Annotated in this window: 13 protein-coding genes, 1 other RNA gene and 2 pseudogenes; all 16 read left to right on the top strand. The window is 43.4% G+C overall.

What is annotated here, in order from left to right; genetic code table 11:
* Positions 1–34: 34 nt before the first annotated feature.
* The 16 genes and pseudogenes from rnr to DW642_RS01810 all read left to right on the top strand — a co-directional run bounded on the left by rnr (position 35) and on the right by DW642_RS01810 (position 16,601).
* On the top strand, positions 35–1,864 hold the full coding sequence (gene rnr, locus DW642_RS01885; protein ID WP_442857740.1) for a ribonuclease R: 1,830 nt from the start codon (positions 35–37) through the stop codon (positions 1,862–1,864).
* A 19-nt stretch (positions 1,865–1,883) separates the two neighbouring features.
* Positions 1,884–2,354 carry an SsrA-binding protein SmpB gene (smpB, locus tag DW642_RS01880; RefSeq protein ID WP_022463315.1) on the top strand — a complete coding sequence of 157 codons (471 nt, stop codon included), beginning with the start codon at positions 1,884–1,886 and terminating at the stop codon, positions 2,352–2,354.
* Between the two features lie 128 nt (positions 2,355–2,482).
* Positions 2,483–2,840: a transfer-messenger RNA gene (ssrA, locus tag DW642_RS01875) on the top strand.
* Positions 2,841–3,585: 745 nt separating this feature from the next.
* A pseudogene (locus DW642_RS16620) lies at positions 3,586–5,025 on the top strand (ATP-binding protein).
* A gap of 13 nt (positions 5,026–5,038) precedes the next feature.
* A pseudogene (locus tag DW642_RS16725) lies at positions 5,039–5,345 on the top strand (DUF188 domain-containing protein); the annotation flags it as partial.
* A 428-nt stretch (positions 5,346–5,773) separates the two neighbouring features.
* Complete coding sequence (locus DW642_RS01860; RefSeq protein ID WP_158554954.1) at positions 5,774–7,087, top strand: ABC transporter substrate-binding protein; 1,314 nt, start codon at positions 5,774–5,776, stop codon at positions 7,085–7,087.
* Positions 7,088–7,122: 35 nt separating this feature from the next.
* Complete coding sequence (locus DW642_RS01855; RefSeq protein ID WP_055266562.1) at positions 7,123–7,971, top strand: carbohydrate ABC transporter permease; 849 nt, start codon at positions 7,123–7,125, stop codon at positions 7,969–7,971.
* 21 nt (positions 7,972–7,992) lie between these two features.
* Positions 7,993–8,757, top strand: coding sequence for a carbohydrate ABC transporter permease (locus tag DW642_RS01850; protein WP_147326093.1), 765 nt, complete (start codon positions 7,993–7,995; stop codon positions 8,755–8,757).
* Positions 8,758–8,773: 16 nt separating this feature from the next.
* On the top strand, positions 8,774–9,394 hold the full coding sequence (locus DW642_RS01845) for a hypothetical protein (RefSeq protein ID WP_117509085.1): 621 nt from the start codon (positions 8,774–8,776) through the stop codon (positions 9,392–9,394).
* A 607-nt stretch (positions 9,395–10,001) separates the two neighbouring features.
* The gene (locus DW642_RS01840; RefSeq protein WP_022463308.1) at positions 10,002–10,595 is read left to right on the top strand and encodes a type IV toxin-antitoxin system AbiEi family antitoxin domain-containing protein; all 594 of its coding nucleotides are present in this window, start codon (positions 10,002–10,004) and stop codon (positions 10,593–10,595) included.
* 116 nt (positions 10,596–10,711) lie between these two features.
* A complete protein-coding gene (locus DW642_RS01835; RefSeq protein WP_117509084.1) occupies positions 10,712–11,188 on the top strand; it encodes an LURP-one-related/scramblase family protein in 477 nt (158 codons plus the stop codon).
* A 38-nt stretch (positions 11,189–11,226) separates the two neighbouring features.
* Positions 11,227–11,403: a YccF domain-containing protein gene (locus DW642_RS01830; protein ID WP_082424435.1), complete on the top strand. Its 177-nt coding sequence runs from the start codon at positions 11,227–11,229 to the stop codon at positions 11,401–11,403.
* Positions 11,404–11,604: 201 nt separating this feature from the next.
* Positions 11,605–12,150: a hypothetical protein gene (locus tag DW642_RS01825; RefSeq protein WP_117509083.1), complete on the top strand. Its 546-nt coding sequence runs from the start codon at positions 11,605–11,607 to the stop codon at positions 12,148–12,150.
* A gap of 165 nt (positions 12,151–12,315) precedes the next feature.
* Positions 12,316–13,224: an aminoglycoside phosphotransferase family protein gene (locus tag DW642_RS01820; RefSeq protein WP_147326092.1), complete on the top strand. Its 909-nt coding sequence runs from the start codon at positions 12,316–12,318 to the stop codon at positions 13,222–13,224.
* A gap of 313 nt (positions 13,225–13,537) precedes the next feature.
* Positions 13,538–15,088 carry an ATP-binding cassette domain-containing protein gene (locus DW642_RS01815; RefSeq protein WP_117509081.1) on the top strand — a complete coding sequence of 517 codons (1,551 nt, stop codon included), beginning with the start codon at positions 13,538–13,540 and terminating at the stop codon, positions 15,086–15,088.
* A 223-nt stretch (positions 15,089–15,311) separates the two neighbouring features.
* The gene (locus DW642_RS01810; RefSeq protein ID WP_022463302.1) at positions 15,312–16,601 is read left to right on the top strand and encodes an ATP-binding protein; all 1,290 of its coding nucleotides are present in this window, start codon (positions 15,312–15,314) and stop codon (positions 16,599–16,601) included.
* Positions 16,602–16,841: the final 240 nt, after the last annotated feature.

Below are 16,841 nucleotides of genomic sequence, written 5' to 3'. Positions count from 1 at the left end.
CTCGAAGCTGCTGAAAAACCGCAAGACGCTGCTGATGGATCTCGTAAGCTCGAAAAACTATGAGCCGATGCGTCTGAAAGACATTGCCATGCTGCTGCAGGTGCCGAAAGCAAAACGGTCGGAGCTTGCGGAGGTTATGGAAATCCTGGTAAAAGAAGGAAAAATCGATGTGATCTCCGACGGCCGTTACCAGAAGAGCCGCGGTGCATCCACAACGACGGAAAAACGGGAAAAAAAAGACCGCCGCGCCGGAGAGCAGGGCAGAAGAGGACGCGATGACCGATTCCGCAGAAAGAATGGAAAGGACGGCGACACAGAGAAGAAGCCGCGTATCCAGACTGTCGATATCCAGGCAGTCGTGGACGCTTACCAGATCCCGGAGGAGTTCCCGGCACGCGTGATCACACAGGCAGAAAAATGCCCGGAGGAAGTAATTCCAAACGATTACAACGGCCGTCTCGATCTGAAAAGCTGGCAGATGGTGACAATCGACGGCGAGGATGCCAAAGACCTCGATGACGCCGTATCCGTCACAAAAGCGGGCGATACGTGGACGCTTGGCGTTCATATCGCTGATGTCAGCAACTATGTGCAGGAAAATTCCGCCCTCGACCGTGAGGCGTTAAAGCGCGGCACCAGTGTCTATCTGCCGGACCGCGTCATTCCGATGCTGCCGAAGCGTCTGTCAAACGGCATCTGTTCCCTGAATGAAGGACAGGAGCGCCTGGCACTCTCCTGTATTATGACGATCAACGAGAAAGGCCGCATGATCGGCCATCAGATCGCTGAGACGGTGATCCGCGTGGACCGCCGCATGACCTACACCGCCGTCAATGCAATCCTGACCGAGCCGGAAGCACATCCGGAGCTGCTGGAGGAATATCATGAGCTGGTTCCGATGTTCCGCCAGATGCAGGAACTGTCTGCACTGATCCGGAGCTGTCGGAAAGAACGCGGAGCAATTGATTTTGAATTCCCGGAGAGCAAAGTAATTCTTGATGCAGAAGGGACGCCGGTGGAGATCCGCCCGTATCCGTCGAACGTGGCAACACGGATGATCGAGGACTTCATGCTGATGGCGAACGAGACCGTGGCAGAGGAATACTGCACACGCGAAATCCCGTTCTTATACCGGACGCATGACAAGCCGGACGGAGACCGCATGGAGGCAACGCTGACGCTGATCCGTGAACAGGGCATCAAAGTCGAAAAGCGTTCCCATGAGATTACGCCGGGTGAGGTGCAGAAGATTCTCACCAGCATCGAGGAAACCCCGGAAGAGCCGCTGATCAGCCGCCTGCTGCTCCGGTCGATGGCAAGAGCCATTTATACCCCGGAATGCAGCGGCCACTTCGGACTGGCAGCGTCATATTACTGCCATTTTACCTCACCAATCCGCCGTTACCCGGATCTGCAGATCCACCGCATTATCAAGGATGATCTGCGGGGACGTCTCGACAAGGGCGGCAGAATCGGCAAATATTCGTCCATTTTGCAGCATGTGGCGGAGCAGTCGAGTGCGATGGAGCAGCGTGCTGCAGAGGCAGAAAGAGAGGCTGTGAAGCTGAAGAAAGCCGAATATATGCTGGAGCATGTCGGCGAAGAGTACGACGGCGTCATTTCCGGCGTGACCGGATGGGGCTTCTATGTGGAGTTGCAGAATACCGTTGAGGGACTCGTTCACATCATGACACTGAAAGACGATTATTATAATTTTGATGAAGAAAATTACCGTCTGGTCGGAGAGCAGCACGGAAGAGTATTCCGCCTTGGTGAGCCGGTGCGTGTCCGTGTACGAAACGCCGAGCCTGCCAACCGGACAATCGATTTTACGTATGTAGAAAAAGAAACCGAGACAGAATAAATCCCTGGAGGAAAAAGCTATGGCAAAACAAAAAGGAAATCGAATGATTGCCAACAATAAAAAGGCATATCATGACTATTTTATCGAGGATAAATACGAGGCCGGCATCTCCCTTGCCGGTACCGAGGTAAAATCCCTCCGCATGGGAAAATGCAGCATCAAGGAGTCCTTCATCCGCATTGAGCGTGATGAGGTATTCATCTACGGCATGCACATCAGTCCGTACGAGAAGGGCAACATATTCAATAAAGACCCGCTGCGCATCCGGAAACTGCTGCTGCACGACTATGAGATCCGCAAACTTGAGGCGCAGATCAAGGAAAAAGGCTACACGCTCGTTCCGCTGCAGGTGTATTTTAAAGGCAGCCTCGTAAAAGTCGAGATCGGTCTGGCACGCGGTAAAAAACTGTATGATAAACGGCAGGATATCGCAAAGAAAGATCAGAGACGTGAGGCGGAGAGAGATTTCAAAGTTAAAAATCTGTATTAAAAATCCTTGACAAAAAGTATGGAGAAAGACTATAATACAATATACGGCAGTTGAAAGAGAGTTTTCACTGCACCGGGACGATCTGTTTGCGTCCCCGTATCAAAGAAAAGCGTCTGTAGAACCAGCACGGGCTTGTACTGGTTTCGACGGGGGTTTTGAAGTTTGGGAAGCCATTCGTGGACTCCGGGACCGCGTCATCAACCTGGAACCTAAATTTAAACGCAGACGATAATTACGTAGCGTACGCTGCCTAAGTGCGGCGTTGTCAGCTGAATAGTTTTCCGCGGCTATTCTCCTGACATCAAACAGATGCGGAGCACTTCGTTTCCAAAGCTTTGCGGAGATGGAAGATTTTATGAAGCTACCGAAGCGGCAAGCCTGTCATCCGGCGTGCCGATGGGGGAATCTTTAATAGAATGACTGTAATGGGAGATGCCTGAATGAATAGGCTTTCGGACAGGGGTTCGATTCCCCTCAGGTCCATACCTGAAAAACCGCTAAAATCCAGTGTTTTAGCGGTTTTTTTGTACATTTTTGATGGAAAAAACAGGGCAAAAATGCCGCTTTAGACCGTTTCAGACCGTTTAAAACCGCATGAATTTTGGTCAAAAAAGAAAGGAAAAATTCGAAATTTTGTCAAACTTTATCTTTATTCGCACTGTTAAGAACGTAAAAGAGACCGTTTCAAAGTGCTGCAGGCACATGAAGTAGAGATACTTGATGTGCCTGCTTTTTTGTACAATAGGAAAGTTCGACTTCCGTCGAACTCTTGATAAAAAGAGCCCGCACAAAGGCGGGCATGGCAAACAGACGATAGATTAAAAGAAGTCAATGTAAAAGCCTTCTTCAAATTCATCCTTATCAAGATCGTCATCTTCGGTAAGAAAATAGTGCATATGCACTATTTAAAAACGGTGGCTCCGTATAACAAAGATTTCTGTTCACAATATAAAAAAATATCCAGCAGGTTAACTTTTGAAGCGGTAAAACAAATGCTTAAGGATGTTTTGAGTTGGTAAGGGACTAATAGATTCTGTACTTTTCGCCCTATGATTGAATCTGATCATGCGCGAGAAAAGGAAAATAATAGAATTGACAGACTTGAAAAAATGAATTACGATTTTTAAAAGTACTGCATTGCTTGAATGAGAATTATATGTTAAGGTAACAGATATAAAGAGAACTTTAAGCATTGATTTATTAAAATAAACACGGATAGCGAGGTGTATTTATGACCATAGAAGAAATTCTTGCAGGAGAATCCAAAAACGTAGAATTCAAAGAGAACCTGCCGGAAAAGAGCATCAAATATATGAAGTCTGTGGTTGCCTTTGCAAATGGAACCGGAGGAAAAATTATTTTTGGAATTGCGGATAAAACCCGAGAAGTGGTTGGCTTTGACAAGGAAGATGTATTCAAAAAGATGGATGCGATTGCCAATGCCGTCTCGGATAGCTGTGAACCGGCAATTATTCCAGATATTACGCTGCAGACAGTTGATGGCAAGACGGTTATTGTGGCAGAAATTTCTGAAGGCAGACAGCGGCCATATTACATTAAAGCGCTTGGACGAGAGAGAGGCGTATATGTCCGTGTTGCTGGAACAACCCGGCTTGCTGACGAGTATATGATCAAAGAGCTGATGCTTGAGGGAAGCAATCGTTATTTTGATCAGGCGTTATGTACTGGACTGAGTGTTACAGAAGAAGAAATTGATACACTTTGTAAAGCGATGAAGGAGCAGGCAGTCAAAAATGCCCATAATGAGGAGCAGAAAGCATCGGTAAAAGACGTTGGAAAGCAGCAGCTTTGATCCTGTGGTATTTTGATTGAACGTGATGGAAAAGACTACCCTTCTAACGCTTATGCTATCTTAACGGGCTGTGGAGGGCTTCATGTTGCCATTCAGTGCGGTGTGTTTAAGGGAACAACGAAAGCGGTTTTTGTTGATCGAAGGGAATATACGGGTCCTTTGTGGGAACAAATAGAGGAAGCATTTCAGTTTGTTCTGCGAAATATTCATCTGGGAGCTACGCTTGTCGGCATTTACCGTCAGGATATTTATGAAATCCCGCCGGATGCAATTCGTGAGCTGATTATCAACGCGGTGGTGCATCGCAGCTATCTGGATCATGGTACAATACAGGTTGCGGTGTATGACAACCGACTGGAAATCACATCGCCGGGGAAATTGCCGATGGGACAAACGTTGGAGCGTATGAAAGAAGGCTATTCCAAAATCAGGAATGAAGCCCTTGCACATGCCTTTTCGTATATGAATCTGATTGAACATTGGGGAAGCGGGATTCCGAGAATTATAGACAAGGTAAAATCTGCTGGACTACAGGAACCGGAGTTTATCGGTGGAGAAGTTGACTTGCGTATCAATATCTATCGAGGACAAAACGATACAAATAACGCCAGAATCAACGCCAAGAAAACAAAAAATGGCATTGATGGCGTTAAAATATCACGAACGAAGGAACAGGTTCAGATAGAAAAACTGTTACAGGCTATAGAAAAGAACCCATTTGCAACCCAGGCGTATTATGCGAAACAGATCGGTGTGTCCAAAAGAACTGTTTCACGAATATTTGTTTCTTTACAGCAAAATGGTGTGTTGGTACAAAATGGAACAAACAGAAAATCGAATTGGGTAATCACAAAGTAGGAGAAACAGAAGAATGCAAAAATTGGTCGATGCAGATGCCTGTCCGGTAATTGAGACGGTTGAGAAAATTGCAAAAGAGCATTGTGTTCCGGTAACACTGTTGTGCGATACCAATCATGATTTGATATTTGATATCGGATTATAGCGAAATAGTCGTGGTTGGTGATGGAGCAGATGCTGTGGATTATGAACTGATCCGTGTCTGTCATAAAGGCGATATTGTCGTATCGCAGGATTATGGTGTGACGGCGATAGCGTTGGGAAGAGGTTCTTATGCGATTCATCATTCTGGTAAATGGTACACGAATAAGAATATCGATTAGATGCTCATGGAGCGTTATTTAAACAACGAAGTGAAAAAATACCCGCATCATCGTGTCAGAAGGACAAAGAAGCGAAAAAAAGGCGGATACTGAGGGATTTGAACAGTCTTTTGAAAAAATGTTAGGGATGATACAGGAGAAAGAAGGAAAAGAGTTTAGAAGATAAAATTATCAGAGAGTGAAATAAAGTGATTTGATAATATTAGGAGATATGCCCGGATGCTATTTTTCAAAAAGGAAAAAGTGTCAGGGCATTTTTATGTGCAAAACTAATAAAAATAATTCTGAAAATATAGTAAAAATAAGCATATTGTCAAATGAAACGGAGGGTATATAATAAAATATAGAAATATAAGCGGTGAGAAAAATTGAAAGGAAAAGTGCCTATGAAAAAACTCGGAAAATATGGTAAAAAGGTATCCTGCGTGGTAATTGGAATGCTATGTGCAGCAGCGATTGGCGCCTGTGGAAGCACACAAAGTGGGTCCCAAGATGAAAAAGATGTGAGAAATGATATTTCTGTCTATGAAGAGGGAGCTGATTTGGAAGGAACGCTTACATATGGAACCTTATTTATTGAGCCGCAGACCCAGCATATGATTGATTTATTTATGAAGGAGCATCCAGGCGTAAAAATTGAAACAAAGGTTGTTTTTGACAATGATGTTACGGATGAACAGTATAATGAAGGCTTAAATACCTTGCTTACAGAACTTGCATCGGATCAACGGGCGGATATTTATGATGCAACGTATTTACCATCGGAAATTAAGACGAAAGGCAGCGGCTATTTCGAGGACTTAAATCAGTATATTGATGCAGATCCTAATTTTAACAGAGATGATTATTACGATAATATCCTGCGAGCAGCAGAAGTCGATGGAAAACTGTATCAAATTCCGGAAGGTTTTTATTGTGTTATGCTTCGGTTGAATAGAAACATAACGGATGAACTGAATTATGAAGTCCCGGACGAAATGGATATCAATGATTTATATGAGTTATATCAGCAGGCCAAGCCAATTGCAGATGATGATTTTACGATTGATGTACAAAACAATATTTACGTGTTTCTGCCGATGACAGAGGACAGAGCTTATTTGAAGAAGGAAGAAGTAAATTTTGATTCAGAAAATTATGTGGATTTTCTGAGAAAAATGCAGGAACTGTATCAATATCAACCATCCTATGCGACCCATGCATTCACGGATATTAAAAGCTTTTCCGGAAAGAGTGTCCTGCTGAATACATTTACAAATTTACTCGAAGGTTCTCCGAGCGGAATGTTTGAAGAAACCGATACGGCAACAAAACCGATCCTGTTGAAATCAACGGATGGAAAAATTCCTTTCTGGAGAATTGGTGAGGACTTTTCCATGAGCTCAGGCTGCAAAGATAAAGCGCTTGCATGGGAATTTATCAAATTCTGCATTGGTCAGAAACAATTTGAGTTCGAAGATGCAAACAGTGATTCTTACTACAGAAATTTCTTTACCTATGGCAGTATGCTGAACAAAGAAAACACACGGCAGCTTGTTGCGTATCAATTGGAAAATGATGACGACACAGCAGAAAAATGGGAAGCATACAATGAAAAAGTTTCTGCAAAAGCTTTTCGGGATTTACAGTTAGACAGTATTTTGACTGAAATTCGAAACGAATGTATGGAGCAGAAAATCACCCCAGAGGAATGTGCGAAGCTTTTTCAGCAAAGAGCAGAGCTTTATGTTAATGAGTAGAAGCTGTCCTTAATCCATGGAATCAGGTATATGAAATGAAAAAACGAAATTTTATTTATATGTGTTTTATCCTTCCAAGTTTTATCGGGATCATGGCTTTTTACATCGTGCCGTTTCTTCTGTCCTTGTATTTTGCAGTGATTGACAACATGATGAACAAGGAATGGGTGGGTCTTAAAAACTTTAAACTGTTATTCGAAAATGAGTTATTCCTTTCAGCACTCCGTAATACCGGAATTTTTTGCGGGATTGCAATACCGCTGGGAATGGCGATTGCTTTGCTTCTGGTACTGGTTTTGAAAAAGCAGAGGAGAGGTCGAATTCTTCTTATCCTGCTCCTGATCCCATTAATCGTTCCATCTGGAACGGTGATTGCTTTCTGGAAATATTTGTTTGAGAGAAATGGTTTTCTGGATGGGTTTTTACAGCTTTTTGGAAAAAACATGTTCGATATTGAGAATTCCAGATGGGCCATTTTGATTATTATCCTGATGTATCTGTGGAAAAATATCAGTTTTTCGATTGTCCTTTTCTGGTCCGGGATAAACTGGATTCCGCAGATCTATCATGAGCAGTGCCAGCTGGATGGAGCTACAGGGCGGCAGGAATTCCAATATATTACATGGATCTTATTAAAACCAACGACGTTAGTTGTGCTGTTGATGTCGATCGTGAATTCTTTTAAGGTTTTTAAAGAGATCTATATGCTGTATGGGGCCTATCCATCACCGTATGTTTATATGCTGCAGCACTATATGAATAACCAGTTTTTGTCACTTAATATGCAGAAATTGTCTGCTGCAGCATGGTGTATGTTTCTCATACTGGGAATCTTTCTGGGCATCATTTATCGGGTCCAGAGGAAGAATCTGGATTATTTGTAAAGATCTTTTGTGGGTGATTTTATGAAAAAGAGATATTCGAATTTTTTCGAAAAGCTGATCTGCATGGGAGCTGTCATTTTGGCAGTCATTCCGTTGTTGTTTGTGGCTGGAAAGTCGGTACAAGTTCCAGAAGAGTATCTTATATTGCTCTTTAAGAGACCTTTGTATTTGCGGATGATGTGGAATTCCCTGATTATTACTATTCCGGTTTTGATTGGACAGCTTTTGCTTGCACCGCTTGCCGCATACGGCTTTTGGCAATGCAGGTGGAAATACAAGGAGATTTTGTTCTATCTTTACATGATTGTCATGCTTATGCCGCTGCAGCTGACTTTAGTGCCAAATTATTTAGTGGCGAATTGGCTGGGCATTCAAAATTCGTCCTTGGCAATTATTCTTCCGGCAATGTTTCAGCCATTGGGGGTATTTCTGATTCGTCAGCAGATACAGGATTTTCCGCAGGAAACGTTAGAAGCAGCCAGACTGGACGGAGCCAGCGAATACAGAATTTATCGTTCCATTGTAAAGCCTAATTTGAGTTCAGCCATTGCTGCTGCATTAATCCTGATTTTTATTGACAATTGGAATATTGTAGACCAGGCGGTCATTTTTTTGAGAGAGCCATATCAGCAGCCGTTATCCGTGTATCTTTGCCAGATTTTAGAGGAACAGCCGGATATCTTTTATGCAGCGTCCGTTTTTTACGCAGTACCAGTTTTATTGATATTCTTAATGGGACAGGACTATTTGATACAGGGAATCAGTATGTCCGGTGTGAAAGCGTAGAGGGGAAGAAAGTACGATGAAGTTCAAAAAAATAAGTATAGGGTTAATCGCTCTGTGGTTTCTGTTTTTAACTGCCGCAACGTTTTGGTCGGTCAAAGAAGAGAACAAAACGCTTCCTTCCGTCTGGACAGAGGAGGCACAGGAAGGCAGCATTGAGTATGAATTTCCAGTTGATTTGGAAGTAAGCGCAGCTGATCAGGCAATTGGCTATATCAGCATGTATGATAACGTTCCGGAATCTTTGCTGCAGGAGGGCAGAGATCTTCTGGTTGGAAAAGTGTGTTCTGTCATTCGAAAGGATGATTTGTATGAGCTTACGGTAGATCTGTATGAAAAACATTCGATTGGTGAAAACGTTGAGGGAAAAATCGAAATCACTTCTGAAGATGTTTTTCCAAAAGTGATCACACGGCAGGCGATTCATGAAGGAGACTTTGGAAAAACGTGTGTCTATTATATTAAGCGTCAGAAGGGAGCCTGGGGGTATGAAAATATTCTGGAAGAAAAAGCTGTGACATGTTTTCCAAATAGAAATTCAGATTTCGTGGTACTTTTATCAGAAGTAGACGAACCGATGGTCGTAAGCACATCAGAACTGACAAATGGAGAACGGGTGAAATTAACAGAAAAAGATTAAGGAAAAGAATACAGCCTCACTACCGGGACTTTCAGGGGTGAGGCTGTTTCATTATGTTCTATGCATGTGCCGATTTATACAGGCTTTAAAACACATTGTCATCCGAATAATGCGTCATGATACCTTTCGCATTGTAGCCCAATATATTCCGTAACTTATCAATTGCATTTGCTTCTATATATTGATTATGCCATAACCGCTTCATAAGAACTACGGTCCTAATCGTAAGAACTGGAAACATTGTGAATGACAATGAAAAATGTACGACTATCACCAAAGCCGGAAGCCTAGAAACAGGAGATGCGACCTTGACCGGCATTTTAATGGCGCTGGTGGCAGGATTTTTCGGTGTGCTGGAAGAAACCGTCCGCAGAAAAAACGCCAGTAATGCGGTGGTAATTTAAAAAATATGGAAACAAGGAACGATATAGCTTAACGGCTATGCCGTTCTTTGTTTTTTACTTAAGTACATGTTAGAAATTCCCTGGTATCTGACAATCACACATTATTTTTACGTAATTTAATGTGTGTTCGTCGCTTTACAGTTGACAATCACACATTATTTCAATATAATATAATGTGTGATTGTCAAAGAGGGGTGAGAAACATGAATGTTAAGGAGAAAATCGAAGAACTGCGAGAAGCGTCAGAGGACGGTACGATTACCGCAGCGCAAGTAACAGAAGCCGGACTGCACCGCAGCGTTTTACAGAAGTTTGTCAAGAGCGGCGAGATATACCGCTTCGGGCGTGGCCTGTATGTGTGGAGCGACGTATGGGAGGATGATTTCTACCTTTTACAGCGAAAGTATGGGCGCGGAATTTATTCGCACGATACTGCTTTGTATCTGCGGGGCTATTCGGATCGTACCCCGGCAAAATATACGATGACCTTTCCCAAAGGCTACAATGCTTCATCCTTGAAACGGGAAAATCTAATTGTCAAGCGCGTTGTGCCGGAGAACTATGAACTTGGCAGAATTGAAATGAAATCCCCATCCGGCAATCCAATTCGTGTTTACAATTTGGAACGGACGCTGTGTGACATCCTGCGCGGCAGCGGCAGTGATATACAGATTGTCGGAGAAGCTATGAAACGCTATGCAGCATCCAAGGATAAGAACATTCACAGACTGATGCAGTACGCAGATCAGCTTCGTGTGAAGCCAAAGGTGCTGCGATATATGGAGGTTTTGCTATAGACTGTTTCAGACCGAAAAAAATGGGGTCAAAATCGCGGTCGAAAATTAAGGGGAAAAGGAAAAATTTTCCATAAAAAAGTTGATTATCTGATAGAAAAATGAAAAGGGGAGCAGATATGCAGTTACTAATCAAACAACGTGTATTTTCCTGGTCAGACACGTATGATATCTATGACGAGCAGGGGAACCAAAAGTATTTTGTGAAAAATGAATTTATCTCGCTGGGACACCGTCTGCATGTGTACGATGCGGCGCATAATGAAATTGGGTTTATCAAACAGAAATTATTTTGCTTTCTTCCGACTTTCGAAATTGAATGGAACGGGCAGTTAATGGGACATATCGAAAAACGTTTTGCACTGTTCCGCCCCAAATACGATGTAGATTTCATGGGATGGCGTGCAGAAGGTGACTTCATGGGATGGGATTACGATGTATATGAAGCCTGCAGTGCAGTCGTCCACGTACATAAAAAACTTCTGAGCTGGGGTGACATGTATGTCATCGAATATGATAATCCGAGCAATGAAATTCCGGCATTATTACTGGTGCTGGCGATCGATGCGGCAAACTGTTCACAAAATAATGGATAGCTGGTGGTGTCTGGAATGGCGTCAGGGGAGATGCGGATATGAGAACTTTGGGAAATATTCTGTGGTTTATATTTGGAGGCATGTTCGGCGGACTTGCATGGATTTTTGCAGGATGCATCTGGTGTATTACGATTGTTGGAATTCCGTTTGGACGGCAGTTTTTCAAGATGGCAAGGCTTTCGTTTATGCCATTTGGCACGAGTGTAATTGGATAAAAGGTGTATGGAAAAAGATCGGGTTACCGGTCTTTTTCTATGCATATCATGAGGCGGCCATTCCTTTGATGCAAATAGAAACATGATAAAAGTATTGCGCAGCAGAATAAAGTATGATACCATAAATTTACAGAAAAAATAAAGAAACGATAGAATATTCAGTATTAATTAAAAAATCAGGAAACAGAAGGGGGGAAGTTTATGAAGATAAGACAGACAATCTTTTTATTACCTTTGTTTTTGCTGGCGGGCTGCGCATCTGCAGGAGGATCACAGAGCAGAGATCTGGATTTAAAGGAACTCTGTACAGAGGAGCAGGTTTTCCAGTATGCGGATTTTGAATGGGGAACGGATTCGGAACAGCTTTTCAAACAGAGCTTCCTGAAGTTTGATGAAAAAGATCTGGGACAGGGTGATGAGAGCAGCACAAAGACATACGAGAGCAAAGAAAAATTTTCCCTGGAAAATGCAGAATCTAACATGGATCTGGAATTTTCGGACGGTCAGCTGAGTCAGGTTTCCTTTACTTTTGACATCGAACAGGATGCCAATACATGGATTCAGAAAGAAGTAGACGAACTGAATTCTTTATACGGCGGAGGAATTGCAACTGGACTCGGAAATCAGATTTATCAGTGGCAGGGGGAGCAGGATACGGTTCTGCAGCTGACGGCTTTTACGGAAGGGGATGAAAGCGCAACCGTTATCTTAAGCGTGGCATCGATGGAATACTCGATTGGATCATAAAATTGACAGATACGGGCGCATCAGACGGCAATGTCTGGTGCGCCTGCTTTTTTGTGAAAAAACTTTCCAAAGCTTTTAAAAGCCAGAAAGATAGAATGACAAAAGTGTCACAGATGTGATATAGTAGTAGAATAATGTGAAAAAGAGAAGGATTTGACAAAAGAGATGGAGTTAGGAAATTTTCAGAAATCAGTAGATTCAGATGAAATCAAAACAATGGCATTTGAAATCATCGGAGAACCGGTAAAAGCAGTTTCCCGCATCTGCGAGCAGTGGGGCGAGGCGGAAGATGAAGTGCGGGAGTACGATGTGTATGTGATCGAGACAGATGCAGGAAAATATACACTGAAGAAAACCGGCAGCAAAGAAGCGCAGATTTATGCGCAGTATCTGTCAAAAGGAGAGTTTCACGTACCGCAGTATGTCGGCATGCGGCAGGCAGAGGATGCGGACTGGATCTGCATGAAGTATGTAGAAGGAAACGACATGCGGGATATGACGGACGAGACAACAGAAAAAGCGGCAGAAACCTTAAGTAAAATTCAGTCGTATTTCTGGACACCGTCGATGGACAAAGCGCCGGAAAATGAAGTGGAGCAGAGATTTGTCGAATACTGGAAACGCGTTCTGCGCCGAGCATCGTCCGTAGCGGATGATCCAATTCTGCGGAAAGCGTATCAGATGTTCCTGGACCGCCAGCTGACTTGTCCATGTACGATGTCAAACGGTGATTTCCTGCAGTGGAATGTGATCTATGACGGCGAAAATGTTGTCATGATTGACTGGGGATTTGGTGGAATGATGCCGTATTCTCTGGACATTGCAAGATTCCTGGCACATGCGACCGAGACACGGAGTACTTTCCCGTTCTACATGGACGATGCACAGAAAGAGCTGTTTCTGGATCGGATGTATGAAGCGTTAAAGACAAAGATTTCACGCGAACAGTTCAATCTGGATGTGAAGCTGGCCACGCTGAATGAGTATATCGAGTTTGTGGAAGCAGAAGAGGACGAAGACGGCTGGTATCTGGAGCATGCACAGGCGCTGGCAGAGGAACTTCTCAATTTGTAAAAAAACGGATTGCATTTATCTGTAAGTTGTCCTATAATAGGGAACAGAAAATAAAAAGAAAGAGCACCATTGGTGTAAAGGTGAGGGAATGTTTCTGCGATAATCGACTTTAAGAAAAACACAAAGAACGGACAGCCTGGAAAACAGGCCTGTTTTTCGTGTACGCTTAAAGACGAGAATCGCTGAATCATTTCCCTTTTTTATGAGAATAGAACAGGGATATTTTTTTGCGGGTCTGTTTTGCGTACGCAGGACAGGCTCGTTTTGCGTAAAAAAGCAGAAAAGAGGCTGCCGGAGCAAAGGGGGCTTCTGTATGATGCAGATAAAAAAATTAACACTGACACATAAAAAAGATCTGCGAGTGATTCTCGAAGATTTTCAGCTTGTACTGAATGACGGTGATAAGGCCGTTATCATTGGAGAGGAGGGAAACGGAAAATCGACGCTGCTGAAGTGGATGTACGATCCCGCACTGACGGAAGATTACATCGAATCCACAGGCGAGCGCATCATCGGAAAGGAGCGGCTTGGATATCTGCCGCAGGAACTTCCGGAGGCGGAGAAAACGAAGACGGTGTATGAGTATTTCTATGAAAAAGAAAAGTTCTGGGATCAGACACCGAAGGATCTGGCGGTGCTGGCAAGAAAATTTGGTCTGACGGAAGAATTTTTCTATCGGGATCAGCAGATGAGTGAGCTTTCCGGCGGCGAGAAGGTGAAAGCGCAGATGATGCGTCTTCTCATGGAGGATGTCACGGTCCTTCTGCTGGATGAGCCGTCAAATGATATTGATCTTGCGACACTGGAACTTCTGGAGAAACTGATCCGCGAATGGGAGCATATTGTTGTTTTTATTTCGCACGATGAAACGCTGATTGAAAACACGGCAAATATGGTCATTCATATTGAACAGATTGTGCGGAAGACAAAATCGAGATACACGGTTGCGAAACTTCCCTATCGGACGTATGTAGAGGAGCGCCTGCAGAACTTCGAGCGCCAGGAACAGAAGGCGCAGAGTGACAGGAGAGAGAAAGCGCTGCGCGATGAGAAATACCGAAAGGTATACCAGAGCGTGCAGAACGCCTTGAACAACTGTTCCCGTCAGGCACCGTCCGTGGCGAAAAATCTGAAGGACAAAATGCATACCGTAAAGGCGATGAACCGCAGATTTGAAAAAGAAGATGCCCGTATGACAGAAATGCCGGAGCAGGAGGAAGCGATTTACTTCCAGCTTGGAGGAGCAGAGGCAGCCATGCCCGCCGGGAAAACGGTCATCGAATATCAGCTTCCGAAACTGGAAACGCCGGATGGGGAGCGGGTTCTGGCGGAAAATATCACCTTAAAGATAAGAGGACCGGAAAAAATATGCATTGTCGGCCCGAACGGGGCAGGTAAAACGACACTGCTGAAAAAGATTGCGGCAGAGCTGAAAGAACGGGAGGATCTCCGCGTAGATTATATGCCGCAGAATTATGAGGATCAGCTGGATCTTTCCATGACGCCGGTCGATTTTCTGGATTCCACCGGGGAGAAGAGTGAGAGGACGAAGATTCGGACGTATCTCGGATCGCTGAAGTACACGGCAGACGAGATGGATCACCCCATCCGCGAACTGTCCGGCGGCCAGAAGGCAAAAGTATTGCTTCTGAAAATGAGCCTTGGCAATGCCAATGTGCTGATTCTGGATGAACCAACCCGAAACTTTTCACCCTTATCGGGACCGGTCATAAGAAAAATGCTCCGCGAATTTCCAGGCGCCATCATCAGCATTTCGCATGACAGAAAGTATATCGGAGAGGTGTGCGGGAAGGAGTATCTGCTGGAAAAAGACGGACTCAGACTGATCAGAGAAGAAAAATAAAAATATTTGATAACGAAAAATACGACGGTGGCTGGCCGTCGTATTTTTCCGTGGAGAGATTATGTTTGTCTTAAGAGAAGGTTTCACAGCAGATTCTGTTCCGGTGAAGTCGGGAAAAATGTTAATTTTATATTGAATTAGGTCGGGAAAAATGTTAAATTAGGGTAAGAATAACACGGGAAAAATGTGAAATAATAAAAAAGAGAAATGGAGGAAGATCAGCATGCGTCGATTTGCAATGGATAAACTATTAGACTGGAAGAAAAAAAGTAACAGAAAACCACTGATTTTAATGGGAGCCCGGCAGGTTGGTAAAACGTGGTTAATGAAAGAATTTGGTAAGACATATTATGAAAAAACCGCCTACATTTCTTTTTACAATAATCAGAGAATGCAGGCGGTTTTCGATACGGATTTCGATATAAAACGTATTATTATGAACCTCAATATTGAATCAGGCGTAACGATCACCCCAGAGAATACATTGATTGTTCTGGATGAAATTCAAAATGCACCGAAAGCGTTGGAATCTTTGAAATATTTTTGCGAAGAAGCACCGGAATATCATGTAATAGCAGCAGGTTCACTTCTTGGCGTGGCGCTTCATGAGGGAATATCCTATCCGGTGGGAAAAGTAGATTTACTGGATTTATATCCATTCAATTTTAGAGAATTCCTGTGCGCTATGGACGAAGAAGGGCTGGAAAGTGCATTGGAAACAAAGGATTACAATTTAATTGACAATTTTGCGGATAAATATTTGTTCTGGCTGAAAAATTATTATTATACAGGCGGCATGCCAGCAGTTGTAGATGCATTTCGCTTGAATAAAGATTATGCAGAAGTACGACAGATACAGAGTGATATTGTACGGCAGTATGAGGGTGATTTTGGAAAGCATATTAAAGCAAAAGTTCTCCCAAGAATACGAATGGTATGGGATTCTATTCCGATGCAGCTGGCGAAGGAGAATAAAAAATTTTTCTTTGGACAGATAAAGAAAGGAGCCAGAAGCAGCGAATTTGAAATAGCAATTCAGTGGCTTCTGGATTGTGGATTAGTATATAAAGTCAACCGGGTAAATGAGCCTCATATGCCGCTGAAGGCGTATAAAAATATGAATGCATATAAATTATTCGTACTGGATGTAGGACTGCTCGGAGCAATGAGTGAACTGCCAGCAGAATCCATATTGGAGGGTAACGATATTTTTGTTGAATTTAAAGGCGCGCTTACAGAACAGTACGTTCTGCAGCAGTTGATTTCAGATACCCCTTATACGCCATATTATTATGGAAATGAAAAAGCAACTTTCGAGCAGGATTTTCTGATTCAGAAGGCAAAGAGTATTGTGCCGATTGAAGTAAAGGCGGAACAGAACATTCGATCCCATAGTCTTAAAACATATTGCGAAAAGTTCCAGCCGGAAGAAGCAGTTCGATTTTCAACATTGAAGTATAAAGAGCAGGAGTGGATGGTAAATATACCATTATACGCTGTTTGCAACTTATAAATTAAAACAGCTATAAATCCCACGAAAGAAGGTGATCCCCATGCCATTTAAAATCATCCGAAACGACATCACAAAAGTTCATGCCGATGCGATCGTCAACACAGCCAACCCTTAGCCAATTTACGTGAAAACGTATCAGAGGGGCGGTTACTTTAATCAAAGCCAGACGTTCCACCCGTTTTACCAGCCGGAGAAGATCAAAAAGGAAGAACTGGACAAAATTCTCGAAGCCGACAGCAT

This window comes from Blautia sp. AM23-13AC (genome assembly GCF_003435675.1).
GTDB classification, from domain to species: domain Bacteria; phylum Bacillota; class Clostridia; order Lachnospirales; family Lachnospiraceae; genus Fusicatenibacter; species Fusicatenibacter saccharivorans.
Note: the sequence above shows the minus strand (reverse complement) of the source record. Positions and strands in the feature narration are given on the sequence as shown.

Excerpts from the sequence above, each read along its gene's own strand:
- rnr (WP_442857740.1), top strand. The coding sequence starts at position 35 with ATGGATCTCGTAAGCTCGAAAAACTATGAGCCGATGCGTCTGAAAGAC.
- smpB (WP_022463315.1), top strand. The coding sequence starts at position 1,884 with ATGGCAAAACAAAAAGGAAATCGAATGATTGCCAACAATAAAAAGGCA.
- DW642_RS01855 (WP_055266562.1), top strand. The coding sequence starts at position 7,123 with ATGAAAAAACGAAATTTTATTTATATGTGTTTTATCCTTCCAAGTTTT.
- DW642_RS01850 (WP_147326093.1), top strand. The coding sequence starts at position 7,993 with ATGAAAAAGAGATATTCGAATTTTTTCGAAAAGCTGATCTGCATGGGA.
- DW642_RS01845 (WP_117509085.1), top strand. The coding sequence starts at position 8,774 with ATGAAGTTCAAAAAAATAAGTATAGGGTTAATCGCTCTGTGGTTTCTG.
- DW642_RS01840 (WP_022463308.1), top strand. The coding sequence starts at position 10,002 with ATGAATGTTAAGGAGAAAATCGAAGAACTGCGAGAAGCGTCAGAGGAC.
- DW642_RS01835 (WP_117509084.1), top strand. The coding sequence starts at position 10,712 with ATGCAGTTACTAATCAAACAACGTGTATTTTCCTGGTCAGACACGTAT.
- DW642_RS01830 (WP_082424435.1), top strand. The coding sequence starts at position 11,227 with ATGAGAACTTTGGGAAATATTCTGTGGTTTATATTTGGAGGCATGTTC.
- DW642_RS01825 (WP_117509083.1), top strand. The coding sequence starts at position 11,605 with ATGAAGATAAGACAGACAATCTTTTTATTACCTTTGTTTTTGCTGGCG.
- DW642_RS01820 (WP_147326092.1), top strand. The coding sequence starts at position 12,316 with ATGGAGTTAGGAAATTTTCAGAAATCAGTAGATTCAGATGAAATCAAA.
- DW642_RS01815 (WP_117509081.1), top strand. The coding sequence starts at position 13,538 with ATGATGCAGATAAAAAAATTAACACTGACACATAAAAAAGATCTGCGA.
- DW642_RS01810 (WP_022463302.1), top strand. The coding sequence starts at position 15,312 with ATGCGTCGATTTGCAATGGATAAACTATTAGACTGGAAGAAAAAAAGT.